Source organism: Enterobacter sp. R-25, assembly GCF_049913205.1.
GTDB classification, from domain to species: Bacteria; Pseudomonadota; Gammaproteobacteria; order Enterobacterales; family Enterobacteriaceae; genus Enterobacter; species Enterobacter ludwigii.
The window spans coordinates 2,569,227-2,584,514 of record NZ_CP183982.1; the positions used below are offsets into that span (position 1 = coordinate 2,569,227).

Below are 15,288 nucleotides of genomic sequence, written 5' to 3' on the forward strand. Positions count from 1 at the left end.
CTTTTTTTTTGAACAGAATAAATGAGAACAACATAATGCAAACAGCCAAACCACACCTCGAATTGCTGACCTGCGAGGCGGTCTATCGCCACAACCCAACCGCGCTGTTTCATCAGGTCTGCGGTGCGCGTCCGGCGACGTTGCTGCTGGAATCCGCAGATATTGACAGTAAAGACGATCTTAAGAGCCTGCTGCTGGTCGACAGCGCATTGCGCATTACCGCGCTGGGTGACACTGTCACGATTAAGGCGCTCTCTGAGAACGGTGCCGCGCTGCTGCCACTGCTGGACGCCTCCCTCCCAGCGGGCATCGAGAATGAACGTCACCCGGAAGTGCGGGTACTGCATTTCCCGCCGGTCAGCCAACTGCTGGACGAAGATGCACGCCTCTGTTCTTTGTCAGTCTTCGATGCCTTCCGCCTGCTGCAAAACCTGGTCTCGGTACCAGAAGATGAACGCGAAGCGATGTTCTTTGGCGGGCTGTTTGCTTACGATCTGGTCGCCGGTTTCGAAGACCTGCCGGAAACCGAACAGGGCAACCGCTGCCCTGACTACTGCTTCTACCTGGCCGAAACCCTGCTGGTGATCGACCATCAGAAAAAATACACCCGTATTCAGGCGAGTCTGTTCACGCCATCCGTGACCGAGAAAACACGTCTTGAGCAGCGCATTGCTCAGCTGCAACAGCAAATGACCGAAGCGCCACCCGCTCTGCCGGTTCAGCATGTAGAGAAGATGACCTGTGAGGTTAACCAGACCGACGATCAGTACGGTGCCGTGGTGCGTCAGATGCAAAAGGCGATTCGCGCCGGGGAAATTTTCCAGGTCGTCCCGTCCCGTCGTTTCTCACTGCCCTGCCCGTCGCCGCTGGCGGCCTATGACGTGCTGAAAAAGAGCAACCCAAGCCCGTATATGTTCTTTATGCAGGACAACGAGTTCACCCTGTTTGGCGCGTCACCGGAAAGCTCCCTGAAATACGACGCCACCAGCCGCCAGATCGAGATCTACCCGATTGCCGGTACTCGTCCGCGCGGGCGTCGCGCCGATGGCTCTCTGGATCGCGATCTCGACAGCCGTATCGAACTGGAAATGCGCACCGACCACAAAGAGCTCTCCGAGCACCTGATGCTGGTCGACCTGGCGCGTAACGATCTGGCCCGTATTTGTACTCCCGGCAGCCGCTATGTGGCTGACTTAACGAAAGTCGACCGTTACTCCTTCGTGATGCACCTGGTCTCCCGCGTGGTGGGTGAACTGCGCAACGACCTCGACGTGCTGCACGCCTATCGCGCCTGCATGAACATGGGCACCCTGAGCGGTGCGCCGAAAGTCCGTGCGATGCAGCTTATCGCCGCCGCCGAAGGGCGTCGTCGCGGCAGCTATGGCGGTGCGGTGGGTTATTTCACTGCGCATGGTGACCTTGATACCTGCATCGTTATCCGCTCTGCCTATGTTGAAGACGGCATTGCCACCGTCCAGGCGGGCGCCGGGGTGGTTCTTGATTCTGTTCCGCAGTCTGAAGCTGACGAAACGCGCAATAAAGCTCGCGCGGTATTGCGCGCCATCGCTACCGCACACCATGCACAGGAGATTTTCTGATGGCTGACATTCTGCTGCTCGATAACATCGACTCATTTACCTATAACCTGGCAGATCAGCTGCGTGCGAATGGTCACAACGTCGTTATCTATCGTAACCACGTGCCGGCGCAAACCCTGATTGAGCGTCTGGCAACCATGCAAAACCCGGTGCTAATGCTCTCTCCTGGCCCCGGCGCCCCCAGTGAAGCGGGCTGTATGCCTGAACTGCTGACCCGTATGCGCGGCAAGTTGCCTATTATCGGCATCTGCCTGGGGCATCAGGCGATTGTTGAAGCCTATGGCGGATACGTCGGCCAGGCGGGTGAAATCCTGCACGGTAAAGCCTCCAGCATTGAACATGACGGTCAGGCGATGTTTGCCGGGCTGCCGAATCCGCTGCCGGTGGCACGCTACCACTCGCTGGTCGGCAGCAACATCCCGGCTGGCCTGACCATTAACGCCTCGTTCGAAGGCATGGTGATGGCCGTACGTCACGATACCGATCGTGTCTGTGGGATGCAGTTCCATCCGGAATCAATCCTCACCTCTCACGGCGCGCGTCTGCTGGAACAGACCCTGGACTGGGCGCTGCAGAAACTGGAACAGACCAACACCCTGCAACCTGTTCTGGAAAAATTGTATCAGGCACAGACTCTGAGCCAGCAGGAGAGCCACCAGCTCTTCTCCGCCGTGGTTCGCGGTGAACTGAAGCCTGAACAACTGGCGGCCGCGCTGGTGAGCATGAAAGTTCGCGGTGAAAGCCCGCAGGAAATTGCCGGTGCGGCAACGGCGCTGCTGGAAAATGCCGCCCCATTCCCGCGCCCGGACTATATGTTTGCGGATATCGTCGGTACCGGTGGTGACGGCAGCAACAGCATCAATATCTCCACCGCCAGCGCCTTCGTGGCGGCTGCCTGTGGTTTGAAAGTGGCAAAGCACGGTAACCGCAGCGTCTCCAGCCGGTCGGGATCGTCAGACCTGCTGGCCGCATTCGGCATCAACCTCGAGATGAACGCCGAACGTTCGCGTGAAGCCCTGGACGACCTGGGCGTCTGCTTCCTGTTTGCGCCGAAATATCACACCGGTTTCCGCCATGCGATGCCGGTTCGCCAGCAGCTTAAAACCCGCACGCTGTTTAACGTGCTCGGCCCGCTGATCAACCCGGCCCATCCGCCGCTGGCGCTGATTGGCGTCTACAGCCCGGAGCTGGTTCTGCCGATTGCAGAGACCCTGCGCGTGCTGGGTTATCAACGTGCCGCGGTGGTTCACAGCGGGGGAATGGATGAAGTGTCGCTGCATGCGCCAACGCTGGTGGCCGAACTGCGCGACGGTGAAATCCTGAGCTATCAGCTGGAGGCGAGCGACTTTGGTTTAACGCCTTACCATCAGGAAGCGCTGGCGGGCGGCACGCCTGAAGAAAACCGTGACATTCTGACGCGCTTATTACAAGGTAAAGGAGAGGTCGCCCACGAGGCCGCCGTCGCTGCCAACGTCGCGATGCTGATGCGTTTACACGGCGAGGAAGATCTCAAAGCCAACGCACAAAAAGTTCTGAACGTACTGCGCTCAGGTGCAGCTTACGATCGCGTTACCGCACTTGCGGCAAGAGGGTAAAGAATGCAGACCGTTTTAGCGAAAATCGTTGCCGATAAGGCCATCTGGGTGGAAGCACGTAAAGCACAGCAGCCGCTGGCCAGCTTCCAGAATGACGTTGTCCCGAGCAGCCGTCGTTTCTATGATGCTCTGCAGGGCGCACGCACCGCGTTTATTCTCGAGTGCAAAAAAGCGTCCCCGTCGAAAGGCGTTATCCGTGACGATTTCGATCCGGCGCGAATTGCCGGTATCTACAAACATCATGCGTCAGCCATCTCCGTGCTGACGGATGAGAAGTATTTCCAGGGCAGCTTCGATTTCCTGCCTGTTGTCAGCGGGATCGCGCCACAACCGATCCTGTGCAAAGACTTTATTATCGACCCGTATCAGATCTGGCTGGCTCGCTTTTACCAGGCCGATGCCTGCCTGCTGATGCTCTCAGTGCTGGATGACGAACAGTATCGCCAGCTCGCTGCGGTTGCGCACAGTCTGAATATGGGCGTGCTGACCGAAGTGAGCAACGAAGAGGAGCTGGAACGCGCCATTGCGCTGAAAGCCAAAGTGGTCGGCATCAACAACCGCGATCTGCGTGACCTGTCGATTGACCTGAACCGCACGCGCCAGCTGGCGCCGCGTCTGGGCTCTGGCGTCACCGTGATCAGTGAATCCGGTATTAACAGCTACGCACAGGTCCGCGAGCTGAGCCATTTCGCCAACGGTTTCCTGATTGGTTCAGCAATGATGGAACATGACGATCTCAATGCCGCGGTGCGCCGCGTACTGTTGGGTGAAAACAAAGTGTGCGGCTTGACCCGTGAAGAGGATGCCCTGGCCGCGTATGAAGCCGGTGCGATTTACGGCGGGCTGATTTTTGTCGCCTCCTCCCCTCGCGTGGTGACCGAAGCGCAGGCGCGTCAGGTGATGACGGCAGCGCCACTCAGCTATGTGGGGGTCTTTCGCAACGCGGATATCGCCGACGTGGTAGCAAAAGCCGAAGCGTTATCTCTGCATGCGGTGCAGCTTCATGGCAACGAAGATCAGGCCTATATCGATGCCCTGCGCAGCGCACTGGCACCTCAGGTGCAAATCTGGAAAGCGCAGAGCGTGGGCGACAGGTTGCCTGAGCGTAACCTGAATCATGTTGATAAATACGTACTCGATAATGGCCAGGGCGGCACGGGACAGCGTTTTGACTGGTCCCTGTTGCACGGCGAAGTGCTGGACAATGTTTTGCTGGCGGGTGGACTTAGCCCGGATAACTGCGTGGAAGCCGCCAAAGCGGGCTGCGCGGGCCTCGATTTCAATTCAGGCGTAGAGTCGCAACCGGGCATCAAAGATGCCAGTAAGCTGGCCTCGGTATTTAAAACTCTGCGTGCATATTAAGGAAGAGAAGATGACGACATTACTAAACCCCTATTTTGGTGAGTTCGGCGGGATGTACGTCCCGCAAATCCTGATGCCCGCCCTGCGCCAGCTGGAAGAAGCGTTCGTGAGCGCGCAGAAAGATCCGGCGTTTCAGGCTGAGTTTACCGACCTGCTGAAAAACTACGCTGGCCGTCCAACGGCCCTGACGAAATGCCGTAACCTGACCGAAGGCACCAAAACCACGCTGTATCTTAAGCGTGAAGATTTGCTGCACGGCGGCGCGCATAAAACTAACCAGGTGTTGGGTCAGGCGCTGCTTGCAAAACGGATGGGTAAAACCGAAATCATCGCTGAAACTGGCGCAGGCCAGCACGGGGTGGCATCAGCCCTTGCCAGCGCCCTTCTCGGTCTGAAATGCCGCATTTACATGGGCGCAAAAGACGTTGAGCGCCAGTCGCCTAACGTATTCCGTATGCGTCTGATGGGCGCTGAAGTGATCCCGGTGCACAGCGGCTCCGCGACGCTGAAGGATGCGTGTAACGAAGCGCTGCGCGACTGGTCTGGCAGCTATGAAACCGCGCACTATATGCTTGGCACCGCTGCCGGCCCGCACCCGTTCCCGACGATAGTGCGTGAATTCCAGCGCATGATTGGCGAAGAGACCAAAGCGCAGATCCTGGAAAAAGAGGGTCGCCTGCCGGATGCGGTGATCGCCTGCGTTGGCGGTGGCTCTAACGCTATCGGCATGTTCGCTGATTTCATCGACGAAACCAGCGTCGGGCTGATTGGCGTTGAACCTGCAGGCCACGGGATTGAAACCGGTGAGCACGGCGCACCGTTGAAACATGGTCGCGTGGGGATCTACTTCGGTATGAAAGCGCCGATGATGCAGACCGATGACGGCCAGATTGAAGAGTCATACTCTATCTCGGCAGGCCTGGATTTCCCTTCCGTTGGGCCTCAGCATGCCTTCCTGAACAGTACCGGTCGTGCGGACTACGTTTCCATTACCGATGACGAAGCCCTGGAGGCGTTTAAAACGCTCTGTCGCCACGAAGGGATCATTCCTGCTCTGGAGTCCTCTCACGCCCTGGCGCATGCGCTGAAAATGATGAAAGAGAACCCGGAAAAAGAGCAACTGCTGGTGGTTAACCTTTCCGGTCGCGGTGATAAAGACATCTTCACCGTTCACGATATTTTGAAAGCACGAGGGGAAATCTGATGGAACGCTACGATAACGCATTTGCAGCACTGAAATCTCGCCAGGAAGGCGCGTTCGTTCCCTTCGTGACGCTGGGTGACCCGGGTCCTGAGCAGTCGCTGAAAATTATCGACACCCTGATTGAGGCCGGTGCCGACGCGCTGGAACTGGGTATTCCGTTTTCCGATCCTCTGGCCGATGGCCCGACTATCCAGAACGCAACGCTGCGGGCATTCGCGGCCGGTGTCACCCCGGGGCAATGTTTTGAGATGCTGGCCGCTATCCGCCAGAAGCACCCGACCATTCCGATTGGCCTGTTGATGTATGCCAACCTGGTCTTCAGTCGCGGTATTGATACCTTTTATGCAGAATGCGCGCGCGTGGGCGTTGACTCGGTGCTGGTGGCAGACGTACCGGTTGAAGAATCTGCGCCGTTCCGCCAGGCGGCGATGCGCCATAACGTGGCACCTATCTTCATCTGCCCGCCAAACGCCGATGATGAACTGCTGCGCCAGATTGCCTCTTATGGTCGCGGGTATACCTACCTGCTCTCCCGTGCGGGTGTAACTGGCGCGGAGAACAAAGCGGCGCTGCCTCTGCATCATCTGGTCGAGAAGCTGGCTGAATACCACGCGGCTCCTCCGCTGCAGGGCTTTGGGATTTCATCTCCCGATCAGGTCACGGCGGCAATTGACGCTAACGCAGCCGGTGCAATTTCAGGCTCCGCTATCGTTAAAATCATTGAGAAGAACGTGGACAAGCCAGAGCAAATGCTGGCTGAGCTGAAAACGTTTGTGAGCGCAATGAAAGCGGCAACGCGTAAAGCGTAACCTCTCCACCGTCTGGCTCCCCGCCAGACGGTGTTTCTGCCGATCAGTTATCCGGGTTCATCGTAAGCACTATCCGGTAGCGCGCCTTTCCCTGCCGTAACCTGTCGAGCGCCTCATTTGCCTGTTCAAAGGGCATCAGCTCTGTGACTGGCAGCGTCTGAAAGAGGTGGCTAAAGCGCAGCGCGCGTTCGGTTTGCGACGGGGTGCTGACAAATGAACCTGTCAGGGTGCGTTCCGCGCCAATCATCATACCCGGCATGACCTGCAACGGTGTGCGTCCGGCACCCAACAGGATCGCTTTTCCTCTGGGGGCCAGGGCTGGCAATAACGCTGAAACCGCGTCTGCATCCGGGGCAGTGGCCACAATAATCTCGACACCGCCTTCCGCTCTCAGCCGTTCCGCCGCGTTTTCCGTCTGCGCATCGATATAGTGATGAGCGCCCAGCTGTAAAGCGTCATGCGCCTTTTCACTGCCGCGCGCAATCACGATAACCTCAAACCCCATCCTACGGGCGTACTGAATCGCCATATGGCCTAAGCCACCAATACCGAGAATAACCACCCTGTCTCCCGCGCTGGCACCGGATTGACGCAACGCGTTAAAGGTTGCCGTACCGGCGCACAAGATCGGGGCCGCGTGAACGGAAGTGAGCGCTGAAGGAATGGCAATCAGCGCGGTATGGCGGATAACAACATACTCGGCATAACCTCCGTCACAGCTCAGCCCCGGCGTTAGCTGATTTTCACACAGGTGAAAAAGCCCGTTGCGGCAAGGCAGGCAATGCTGGCAATATCCCCCAAGACGCCCGACGCCCACGCGCTGACCGGTGTGCCAGATCCCGGGAACTGCATCTCCTATCCGGGTAATGTGGCCCACAATTTCATGGCCCGGAATGCGCCCGGGCTGCCCCGCTTCCGGTACCTTCTCCGCGTCCTGAAGATCGGCACCACAAACCCCGCATACCTCAATTTTAATCAGTACGTCCTCGGGTCCCGGCTCGGGCAACGGTCTGACGACCATTTCAAGCACGCCCGGCGAGGAAACCTGCATAGCACGAAAAGTTTTATTCACGGTATCACCTGTGATGAGCGGTGTATTATGCGTTACGGCCAGCCATGACGCCGCCGTCAATGTCCCAGATTGCGCCGGTGACCCAGCCTGTCTTGTCAGAAAGCAGGAAGGCTACCGTTTCAGCCACATCGCCCGGCGTACCCACGCGGCCAATCGGATGGAAGCTGTCGAAGCTGTTCATCACCTCTTTTACATCGTCTTTCGGGATGAAGCCTTCATAAATTGGCGTGTGAACAACGGCCGGAGACACGGCATTGACGCGAATGCCTTTCCCGCCCAGCTCAATAGCCAGGTTTTTGGTCCACGCATGCAGGCCGGCTTTCGCCATGGAATATGCGGAAGACGGCGTGGCCCCGATGGCCTGCTGTGCCCACATAGAGCCGATATTGACGATGGAGCCTTTAATACCGGCATCAACCATATTGCGCACCACATCACGGGTGATGAAGAAGGTTGCGCGGTTGATGCTCATATACATGTCGTAATCTGACGCTTCATGTTCAGTAAACGGTTTCGGGAAGAACACGCCAGCGGCATTGACCAGCAGGCTGATGTCTTTGTGTTCAGCATTGAGGGTATTCATCACGTGCTGCATACCCTCTTCTTTCATCAGGTCAGCCACGATGATGGATACCGGTCCGTCGACCGCCAGCGCCTGACGAGCCTGCTCCGCTTTGTCCTTGCGGTTCCCCACCAGCACCACGCTGCCACCGTTTTTCAGAACCCGCTTCGCCGTTTCGAAGCCCATACCACTTGTACCACCGACCACTAACAGCTTTTTACCGGCAAAAGATGCGTTCATCGCTAACCTCTTTTAAAACATTTGGTTGTCATTGATGAAAAGCCTCGCTCCTCATCGTGTGCATCCAGAATGCCACCCTGCATCAGGGTTGACGACTGAGAAGAAATTGCGACACAGGAAAGAAAATCTTCTTCGCTCAGGTATACTGAAAGAAAGAATAAGTCGGAGTACCTGCAATGCGTTCCCTGAACAGACTTAAATGGCTACATGCTTTTGAAGCGACCGCCCGTCACGGTAGCTTTACCGGTGCGGCACAAGAGCTTGGCGTGACGCCTGCCGCAGTGGGCCAGCTTGTTCGTTCGCTCGAAGACTGGGTTGGTCACCCGCTGCTTCGCCGTACGCGTTCGGGTAAGGAGCGCCTGACGCTGGTGGATGAGGCTCAGGATGCGCTGCAGGACATTACGCAGGGCCTGGACAAGCTGGAAAGCGGGTTAAACAAACTGCGCGGACGTCGCGCACGTTCTGTCGTGGTCGTCACCGCCTCTCAGGTATTGATGATGAACTGGCTGATGGAGCGTCTTAACCGGTTCTCAGAAACGCATGACACAATCGATCTGCGGCTTAACGTCACGGAAAAGCTGATGGACGTATCGCACGGCGAGGCGGATATCGGCATTCGCTGCGGACAGGGAGACTGGCCCGGCGTGAATAAAACCTGGCTGATGGATGAAGAGGCGGTGCTGGTCTGTAGCCCCCGCCTGGTGCCTCCGGAGAAAATTGCCTGTGGTGACTGGCTCGCCACGCAGAAGCTGATCCACGATGACACGCCGCACCCGGGCGCGAATTTTCCCTCATGGGATGACGTTCTCCGTACCGTCAATGCCCCTGGCGCGCTGGAAAGCAGGCTGCATATTAACTCCACCTCCGCGGTTATTCTCTCGGCCCTGAGCGGCCGGGGGGTGGCGATTGTGCGTCACGCGCTGGTGAAACAGCTGATTGAAACCGGGCAACTGGTTCAATTGCACCCAGACCATCGCTGGCCGTTAACATGGTCTTACTACCTGGTGACCCCGCAGCACACCGCCATGCGTGAAGAAGTAAAAATATTTCACGACTGGCTTCTTCATGACGTGGTCTCTGACAATCCTTAACTCCCCCTTTTTTAAGCATCATGCGGCAAGGGTCATCGCGTACCGGCATGATGCTTCTCTCTTCAGACGCCCGACATAGTTTTTCTTTTCTGCAACGCAAGATTAACTGATTTGTTGAAGATCACCGGCTTTCTCATAATCGCCCTCAACGAACGGTAAAGCAGACCGGTACCTTATCCGGCCGCCTTGCCTTAACCCTGAGCGAAGGAGAGAACGATGGCTTATCTGCAAATCAGCCTTGATATCAGTAATGAAAACCGTGCGGCAGCCGCCGGGGTCTACCAGCAATACAAAACCCCGTTCCTAACCACCATCGACGGTGCCACCTCTAAAGAACTGCTTGTTCGTGACGAGGACGTACAGGTCCTGCACGGATTTAAAACCGTGTCCCAGGCACAGGCGTATCTCAGCAGTCCGCTTTTCACCCAGGATGTCGTTGAAGCACTGAAACCGTATCTGAACAGCGCGCCTGAAATCCGCATTTACGACGTCCTGTAACGGGCATTTTCTGAAACCTACACGTACCGGAGCTATGAATGTTTTTAAACTGGAATGAATATCGCACCAGCCTGCTGGCCACCGTCGGGAAATTTGCCAGACTGCAGCCTGAATTTATGAAAGGCTTACAGCAGATGGATAAAGGGGCTTCTGAAAATCAGCACCTTGATCCCAAGACCCACGAACTGATTGCGCTGGCTGTTGCCGTTACCACTCGCTGTGATGGTTGCCTGGCGGTACATGTGGAAGCTGCGGTTAAGAAAGGCGCAACGCGTGAAGAGATAGCTGAAGCGCTTTCCGTTGCCATCAGTCTGAACGCCGGTGCTGCGTTAACCTACACCGCCCGGGCTCTGGATGTTTTTGACAACCTGCCAACAAAATAAACCTGTATACGGCACCGCCTGCGGTGCCGTTTAATGACTGACTATGATGTTACTGAATTCTGATTTTTCACAGCGAGCCATCATTACTCCTGATGACTACCGCTGGGTGCCGTCCCCGCAGCCCGGTGTGGAGCGCGTCATGCTTGATCGCATTGGCCGCGAGCAGGCCCGCGCAACCAGCCTTGTCAGGTATGCCCCTGATTCTGTGTTTCCTGAGCACACCCACCCCGGCGGAGAAGAGATTCTGGTGCTGAGCGGTACCTTTACGGAAAACGGAACCGATTATCCGGCTGGCTGGTATCTGCGCAGCCCGGACGGCTCGTCGCATCGACCGTCCAGTCGTGACGGCACCACCCTTTTCGTTAAGCTGCGCCAGTTCACCGCCGAAGAACAGGAACCGGTCAGGATCAATACCAACGAGGCGAGTCGCTGGCACGGCCAGCCGCACAGACTCATTTGTCCCCTGTTCGCAAGCGTAGCGGAAACCACCCAGCTTCAGAGGATCGCACCGGGTGAACGACTCTTCTGCGCTCCGCTCGCCGGAGGAGCCGAGCTCCTGCTTCTCGAAGGGGAAATCAGCGCACCGGAAGGTCGTTACCCGAAAGGAAGCTGGCTCAGATTTCCTGAAGGCGATTTGCCGGCGCTGACGGCCGCCGCTTCTGGGGCAATTTTTTATCTTAAAACGGGACATCTCAGCCCCACCACACTGACCGGAGCGATACCATGAAAGGCAGCGTTATTATCATTGGTGCGGGTGTCAGCGGCCTGTATGCGGGCACAGTGCTTGAAAAAGCGGGAGTGGATTACGTGATACTGGAAGCGAGGAAAAGAACCGGCGGTCGCGTACTTTCAGGTCAGGCGTTAGCAAACACGCCTGATGGGGTTCATGTGGACATGGGCGCGACCTGGTTCTGGCCGGAAATTCAGCCTGACTTCGCACACCTGGTTCATCAACTTGGATTAACGCCTCTCCCTCAGGGGCGACCGGGGGATATGCTTTATGAACGCCAGACGACGACCCCTGCGCAACGTTATCCTGCCTATGGGACATCACCGGAGTCGTTCAGGCTTCAGGGTGGAATGCAGGCGCTGACGAGCGCATTAACACGCCAGCTCCCGGCGCAGAAGATTAAGTCAGATCATCAGGTGGTTTCCATTTCCCGTCTCGGCGAGGGTATGCAGGTCGCGACGCAGTCCGAAACGGGCGAAGGCTCACTTTTCACCGGTGAACACGTTTTCCTCGCCCTGCCTCCCGCGCTGGCAGCAAAAATGACGTTCGAGCCGGCATTGCCGGAGCAGATACTTTCACACTGGCGTAAAACGCCAACCTGGATGGCGCCTCACGCAAAATATGTCGCCCTGTACCAGGCCGACTTTTTGCAGTCACAGTATCTCTCCGGCGACGTAAGCAGCCGTGTGGGTCCGATGGTTGAAATTCACGATGTGTCAGAGCCCGATACCAGCAAAACGGCTATCTTTGGTTTTATTGGCGTACCGGCAAAATCGCGATGGACGGTGAGCGAGGCCGAACTCAAGCGACTGTGCCGGGAGCAACTGGTGCGACTCTTCGGAGAAGACGCGGCAGAGCCTGAAGCCGAGTGGATAAAAGACTGGGCCGCCGATCCGTTTACGACGACAGAATTTGACCTGCAGCAGGACGTCGGGCACGCACAGCCGCAACAGATTCCGGCGCAGGAAGAATGGGCTGATAAATTAACCGGGATTGCCAGCGAATGGTCACCGCAATTTTCGGGTTATCTGGCCGGCGCAATTGACGCTGCTGCTGAAGGCGTTGGGCACTGGTTACGCCACGTTGCCAGACCCTGAGGCCTGTATCTGCCGATAACAAACATTTGCTTCCCGGACCGGATTAATGAAATTTATTCATTTTTCTATTCTGATAACGCCTATTAACACGAGGTTTATTTCTGTTAAGAATAGTTGCCAATGACTGCAGACGATTGCCGGCTGGCGCAACGAACTCATACAGGAAAACCCGATGAAGATAAAAATTATACTGAACGACAAGACGCTGACCGCAACGTTGAATAGCAGCCAAACCAGTCGTGACTTTATCGCACTGTTGCCCCTCACGCTGCAGCTGAAAGATTATGCCGGGGAAGAGAAAATCGGCGATCTTCCTCGCCGCCTGTCCACGGCCGGCGCACCTGCGGGTACCGCGGCCGCTAAGGGTGATATCACGCTATATGCCCCGTGGGGAAATCTGGCGATTTTCTATAAAGCACACGGATATGCGTCGGGATTAATTACGCTGGGGCAATTAGACGAACCGGATGCCTTGCCCGTATCACCTGCTGAATATACTGCCCGATTTGAGCTACTGACGGATAAGTAGCCGCCCGAATATGTATTTCCGGCACAGCCGGCAAATCTCATCACAACACATTTATCCCCTTCTCTTTTTCCCGGTACCGGGTTTGCCGTTTCATTCACAACAGGAGAGTATGATGATCCGTTTCACCTCTGTAGCAGCATCACTATTGTTATTTGCAGGTATGTCCGCACACAGCGAAACCACCCCTTCAGCTCAAATGACCGTGTCTGAAATGGGCAGTCGCGCGACGATTGCCGAACCCGCTGACCACTTTACCGGACGTGCTTACATTGACCCCCTCTTCTCACCTGTCGCCCCGCAAAGAGCAGGCGCTGCGTATGTCACCTTCGTGCCCGGCGCACGTTCCGACTGGCATACCCATCCGCTTGGGCAAACACTGGTGGTCACGTCCGGGACGGGCTGGGTGCAGGAGTGGGGGCAGGAGCGAAAAACCGTGCACGCCGGGGATGTCATTCAATGCCCGCCAGGGGTTAAACACTGGCACGGCGCAACGGATAAAACCACGATGGTGCATATGGCCATTCAGGAATCGAATGAGCAGGGGCAAAACGTGAACTGGCTTGAAAAAGTCAGCGATGCGCAGTACCTGCAGGCGGGAGGGCATTAATGCTGAAAAGAACCGCCCTGCTTATCGTTTCACTCTTATTGATTAACGGATGTGTCTCCCAGACTACTCAAAACAGGAGTTCGACAATGAAACCGGAAGACTCACGGGACGCTGTAGCCCAGGTCGCGCCAGCAATGGCTGCCTATTCAGAACAGTTTATTGAAAAAGATCTCTGGAATCGCCCGGAACTGTCGCGACGCGATCGAAGCCTGGTGACGGTTGCAGCGCTGATCAGCCGCAATGATACGGCGGAACTTCCCCACTACCTCAACGTGGCGCTGGACAGCGGCGTAAAACCTGCGGAAATCTCAGAAACAATCACCCACCTGGCTTTTTACGCCGGCTGGCCGAACGCCACCTCTGCGGCGCTGATCACGCGTCAGCTGTTTGCTCAACGCCATATCGATACCGCTTCCTTGCCAGGCGGAAAGGTGGATTTCCTGCCGCTGGATGAAGAGTCGGAAAACAAGCGTGCCACGCTGGTTGAATCAAACTTTGGCAAGGTCTCGCCGGGCGTAGTGAAATACACGACCGACGCGCTATTCCAGAACCTGTGGCTCAGGCCCGGACTGGCGCCACGGGACAGAAGTCTGATCACGGTCAGCGCGTTGGTCACTGCCGGCCAGGTGGCCCAGGTTCCTTACCATCTCAACCGCGCCATGGACAATGGTTTAACCCGGACCCAGGCGTCCGAAGTCCTGACGCAACTGGCCTTTGTTGCGGGCTGGCCCAATGTTTTCTCGGCGATGCCGGTCTTTAAAGAGGTGTTTGCCGGCAGGGATCCAGCCTGACGTTTAGCCACGCAACTGTAAACGCCAGGCACCGGATGAGGGGCCTGGCTTTGCGTTGCTGACAAACGTCTCTCTTCAGGGATGTTTGTAATGGCGTAGCGCGTCGACCACCAGCTGGAATGCTTTCGATAGATTTCGGTTCTCGGGATAGTAAATATAATAGCCATCCCAGTAGGGGCACCAGTCGTCGAGCACGCTAATAAGCTCCCCACGGGCGATATGCTTTTCTGCGATATCACGCGGAACATGCGCCAGGCCGTACCCTTCCACTGCAGCCTGAAGACACTGATAGATCCGGCTAAAGACCAGCTGACCAGTGACCTTCACGTTCAGGCTTTTACCCTCTTTTTCAAATTCCCAGACGTATAAATTGCCATGCGTAGGAAACCGCAGGTTGATGCAGTTGTAATCAATCAGATCGTTAGGGTGCTGCGGCTGAGGATTGCGGGAAAAATAATCAGGTGAGCCGACCACGGCAAAACGGACATCCGGGCCAATACGCACGGAAATCATGCCGTTGGAGATCTGTTCCCCCAGACGGGTTCCTGCATCAAACCGCCCGGAAACAATATCCGTCAAGGCATAGTCATCAATCAGCTCCAGACTAATGTCAGGATATTCTTTAAGCAGCGGTTCCAGCTTCGGCCAGATAACAGACCCGATAGCATAATCTGACGTTGATATACGTACCGTACCCGCGGGTTTGCTGTTGAGATCTTTCAGGGACTGCAAACGACCCTGAATACCATCGATGTAAGGCCCCAGGTCATCCAGCATGGACTGACCAATATCGGTTAACGCAATACTGCGCGTGGTGCGAGTCAGCAGTTTCATCCCCAGCCGAGATTCGAGGGTACGCATAGTATGGCTCAGGGCTGACTGCGATACGCCTAATTGGGCCGCAGCTTTGGTGAAGCTTTTTTCGCGCGCAACGGCAATAAAAGCCATTAAGTCATTAAGATTTTCTCGTGCCAATCTGGGCCTCTGATATCCGGAAAATGGGTGGCTGATTCATCCCAATACACTGTCTCTTCAGACGAAAAGCGTTCTGGCGGTATGGCGTTCATTATAAATGACGGCCGCCTGCGCTGTACGAGAAGCAGTCTATCTAATTTATGAA

At 56.3% G+C, this 15,288-nt stretch carries 16 protein-coding genes and 1 other annotated feature (1 of these 17 cut by a window edge); of the genes, 13 read left to right on the forward strand and 3 right to left on the reverse strand.

The genetic code is table 11. The features are described from left to right. Nucleotides 1–9, forward strand: a sequence feature (Trp leader region); it begins 86 nt to the left of the window's first position. A 26-nt stretch (nucleotides 10–35) separates the two neighbouring features. Genes ACN9MQ_RS12235 through trpA form a run of 5 tightly spaced genes read left to right on the forward strand, consistent with a single transcriptional unit; the run spans nucleotide 36 to nucleotide 6,568 of the window. After that, nucleotides 36–1,598: an anthranilate synthase component 1 gene (locus tag ACN9MQ_RS12235; RefSeq protein ID WP_025203978.1), complete on the forward strand. Its 1,563-nt coding sequence runs from the start codon at nucleotides 36–38 to the stop codon at nucleotides 1,596–1,598. Then, a complete protein-coding gene (gene trpD, locus ACN9MQ_RS12240; protein WP_014170382.1) occupies nucleotides 1,598–3,193 on the forward strand; it encodes a bifunctional anthranilate synthase glutamate amidotransferase component TrpG/anthranilate phosphoribosyltransferase TrpD in 1,596 nt (531 codons plus the stop codon). The genes ACN9MQ_RS12235 and trpD overlap by 1 nt, the downstream gene beginning before the upstream one ends. A 3-nt stretch (nucleotides 3,194–3,196) precedes the next feature. Beyond that, nucleotides 3,197–4,555, forward strand: coding sequence for a bifunctional indole-3-glycerol-phosphate synthase TrpC/phosphoribosylanthranilate isomerase TrpF (trpCF, locus tag ACN9MQ_RS12245; RefSeq protein ID WP_014170383.1), 1,359 nt, complete (start codon nucleotides 3,197–3,199; stop codon nucleotides 4,553–4,555). A gap of 10 nt (nucleotides 4,556–4,565) precedes the next feature. After that, on the forward strand, nucleotides 4,566–5,759 hold the full coding sequence (gene trpB, locus ACN9MQ_RS12250) for a tryptophan synthase subunit beta (protein ID WP_020882431.1): 1,194 nt from the start codon (nucleotides 4,566–4,568) through the stop codon (nucleotides 5,757–5,759). Continuing rightward, entirely contained in the window at nucleotides 5,759–6,568 is an 810-nt protein-coding gene (gene trpA / locus ACN9MQ_RS12255) for a tryptophan synthase subunit alpha (RefSeq protein ID WP_014170385.1), read from the forward strand. The genes trpB and trpA overlap by 1 nt, the downstream gene beginning before the upstream one ends. 43 nt (nucleotides 6,569–6,611) lie before the next feature. Here the strand turns inward: trpA and ACN9MQ_RS12260 are convergent, their stop codons facing one another. Beyond that, a complete protein-coding gene (locus tag ACN9MQ_RS12260; RefSeq protein ID WP_426021024.1) occupies nucleotides 6,612–7,640 on the reverse strand; it encodes a zinc-binding dehydrogenase in 1,029 nt (342 codons plus the stop codon). Between the two features lie 25 nt (nucleotides 7,641–7,665). Further along, nucleotides 7,666–8,442, reverse strand: a complete 777-nt coding sequence (locus tag ACN9MQ_RS12265; protein WP_014170387.1) for an SDR family NAD(P)-dependent oxidoreductase — start codon at nucleotides 8,440–8,442, stop codon at nucleotides 7,666–7,668. A 176-nt stretch (nucleotides 8,443–8,618) separates the two neighbouring features. Here ACN9MQ_RS12265 and ACN9MQ_RS12270 point away from each other — a divergent pair, with 176 nt between their 5' ends. The 8 genes from ACN9MQ_RS12270 to ACN9MQ_RS12305 all read left to right on the forward strand — a co-directional run bounded on the left by ACN9MQ_RS12270 (nucleotide 8,619) and on the right by ACN9MQ_RS12305 (nucleotide 14,168). Continuing rightward, on the forward strand, nucleotides 8,619–9,533 hold the full coding sequence (locus tag ACN9MQ_RS12270; protein WP_014170388.1) for a LysR substrate-binding domain-containing protein: 915 nt from the start codon (nucleotides 8,619–8,621) through the stop codon (nucleotides 9,531–9,533). A 216-nt stretch (nucleotides 9,534–9,749) separates the two neighbouring features. Next, nucleotides 9,750–10,031, forward strand: coding sequence for a hypothetical protein (locus tag ACN9MQ_RS12275; RefSeq protein ID WP_014170391.1), 282 nt, complete (start codon nucleotides 9,750–9,752; stop codon nucleotides 10,029–10,031). Nucleotides 10,032–10,069: 38 nt separating this feature from the next. Continuing rightward, nucleotides 10,070–10,414 (forward strand): carboxymuconolactone decarboxylase family protein, encoded by a 345-nt coding sequence (locus tag ACN9MQ_RS12280; RefSeq protein ID WP_014170390.1) that lies wholly within the window; start codon nucleotides 10,070–10,072, stop codon nucleotides 10,412–10,414. A 43-nt stretch (nucleotides 10,415–10,457) separates the two neighbouring features. Continuing rightward, complete coding sequence (locus ACN9MQ_RS12285) at nucleotides 10,458–11,141, forward strand: cupin domain-containing protein (protein WP_426021023.1); 684 nt, start codon at nucleotides 10,458–10,460, stop codon at nucleotides 11,139–11,141. Beyond that, nucleotides 11,138–12,241 (forward strand): flavin monoamine oxidase family protein, encoded by a 1,104-nt coding sequence (locus ACN9MQ_RS12290; RefSeq protein WP_426021022.1) that lies wholly within the window; start codon nucleotides 11,138–11,140, stop codon nucleotides 12,239–12,241. Before ACN9MQ_RS12285 ends, ACN9MQ_RS12290 begins: the two co-directional genes overlap by 4 nt. A 172-nt stretch (nucleotides 12,242–12,413) precedes the next feature. Then, complete coding sequence (locus ACN9MQ_RS12295; RefSeq protein WP_020882425.1) at nucleotides 12,414–12,770, forward strand: cyclophilin-like fold protein; 357 nt, start codon at nucleotides 12,414–12,416, stop codon at nucleotides 12,768–12,770. A 109-nt stretch (nucleotides 12,771–12,879) separates the two neighbouring features. After that, nucleotides 12,880–13,377, forward strand: a complete 498-nt coding sequence (locus tag ACN9MQ_RS12300) for a (R)-mandelonitrile lyase (RefSeq protein WP_346589153.1) — start codon at nucleotides 12,880–12,882, stop codon at nucleotides 13,375–13,377. Then, complete coding sequence (locus tag ACN9MQ_RS12305; RefSeq protein WP_193162236.1) at nucleotides 13,377–14,168, forward strand: carboxymuconolactone decarboxylase family protein; 792 nt, start codon at nucleotides 13,377–13,379, stop codon at nucleotides 14,166–14,168. The genes ACN9MQ_RS12300 and ACN9MQ_RS12305 overlap by 1 nt, the downstream gene beginning before the upstream one ends. Before the next feature lie 75 nt (nucleotides 14,169–14,243). Here ACN9MQ_RS12305 and ACN9MQ_RS12310 read toward each other — a convergent pair whose 3' ends face one another. Next, the gene (locus tag ACN9MQ_RS12310) at nucleotides 14,244–15,143 is read right to left on the reverse strand and encodes a LysR family transcriptional regulator (protein WP_014170396.1); all 900 of its coding nucleotides are present in this window, start codon (nucleotides 15,141–15,143) and stop codon (nucleotides 14,244–14,246) included. Nucleotides 15,144–15,288 lie beyond the last annotated feature (145 nt).

What these genes read in the sequence shown, in the direction of transcription:
- ACN9MQ_RS12280 (WP_014170390.1), top strand. Translation starts at nt 10,070, where the DNA reads ATGTTTTTAAACTGGAATGAATATCGCACCAGCCTGCTGGCCACCGTC.
- ACN9MQ_RS12295 (WP_020882425.1), top strand. Translation starts at nt 12,414, where the DNA reads ATGAAGATAAAAATTATACTGAACGACAAGACGCTGACCGCAACGTTG.
- trpB (WP_020882431.1), top strand. Translation starts at nt 4,566, where the DNA reads ATGACGACATTACTAAACCCCTATTTTGGTGAGTTCGGCGGGATGTAC.
- ACN9MQ_RS12300 (WP_346589153.1), top strand. Translation starts at nt 12,880, where the DNA reads ATGATGATCCGTTTCACCTCTGTAGCAGCATCACTATTGTTATTTGCA.
- ACN9MQ_RS12285 (WP_426021023.1), top strand. Translation starts at nt 10,458, where the DNA reads ATGATGTTACTGAATTCTGATTTTTCACAGCGAGCCATCATTACTCCT.
- trpA (WP_014170385.1), top strand. Translation starts at nt 5,759, where the DNA reads ATGGAACGCTACGATAACGCATTTGCAGCACTGAAATCTCGCCAGGAA.
- ACN9MQ_RS12305 (WP_193162236.1), top strand. Translation starts at nt 13,377, where the DNA reads ATGCTGAAAAGAACCGCCCTGCTTATCGTTTCACTCTTATTGATTAAC.
- ACN9MQ_RS12265 (WP_014170387.1), bottom strand. Translation starts at nt 8,442, where the DNA reads ATGAACGCATCTTTTGCCGGTAAAAAGCTGTTAGTGGTCGGTGGTACA.
- trpD (WP_014170382.1), top strand. Translation starts at nt 1,598, where the DNA reads ATGGCTGACATTCTGCTGCTCGATAACATCGACTCATTTACCTATAAC.
- ACN9MQ_RS12235 (WP_025203978.1), top strand. Translation starts at nt 36, where the DNA reads ATGCAAACAGCCAAACCACACCTCGAATTGCTGACCTGCGAGGCGGTC.
- ACN9MQ_RS12275 (WP_014170391.1), top strand. Translation starts at nt 9,750, where the DNA reads ATGGCTTATCTGCAAATCAGCCTTGATATCAGTAATGAAAACCGTGCG.
- trpCF (WP_014170383.1), top strand. Translation starts at nt 3,197, where the DNA reads ATGCAGACCGTTTTAGCGAAAATCGTTGCCGATAAGGCCATCTGGGTG.
- ACN9MQ_RS12290 (WP_426021022.1), top strand. Translation starts at nt 11,138, where the DNA reads ATGAAAGGCAGCGTTATTATCATTGGTGCGGGTGTCAGCGGCCTGTAT.
- ACN9MQ_RS12270 (WP_014170388.1), top strand. Translation starts at nt 8,619, where the DNA reads ATGCGTTCCCTGAACAGACTTAAATGGCTACATGCTTTTGAAGCGACC.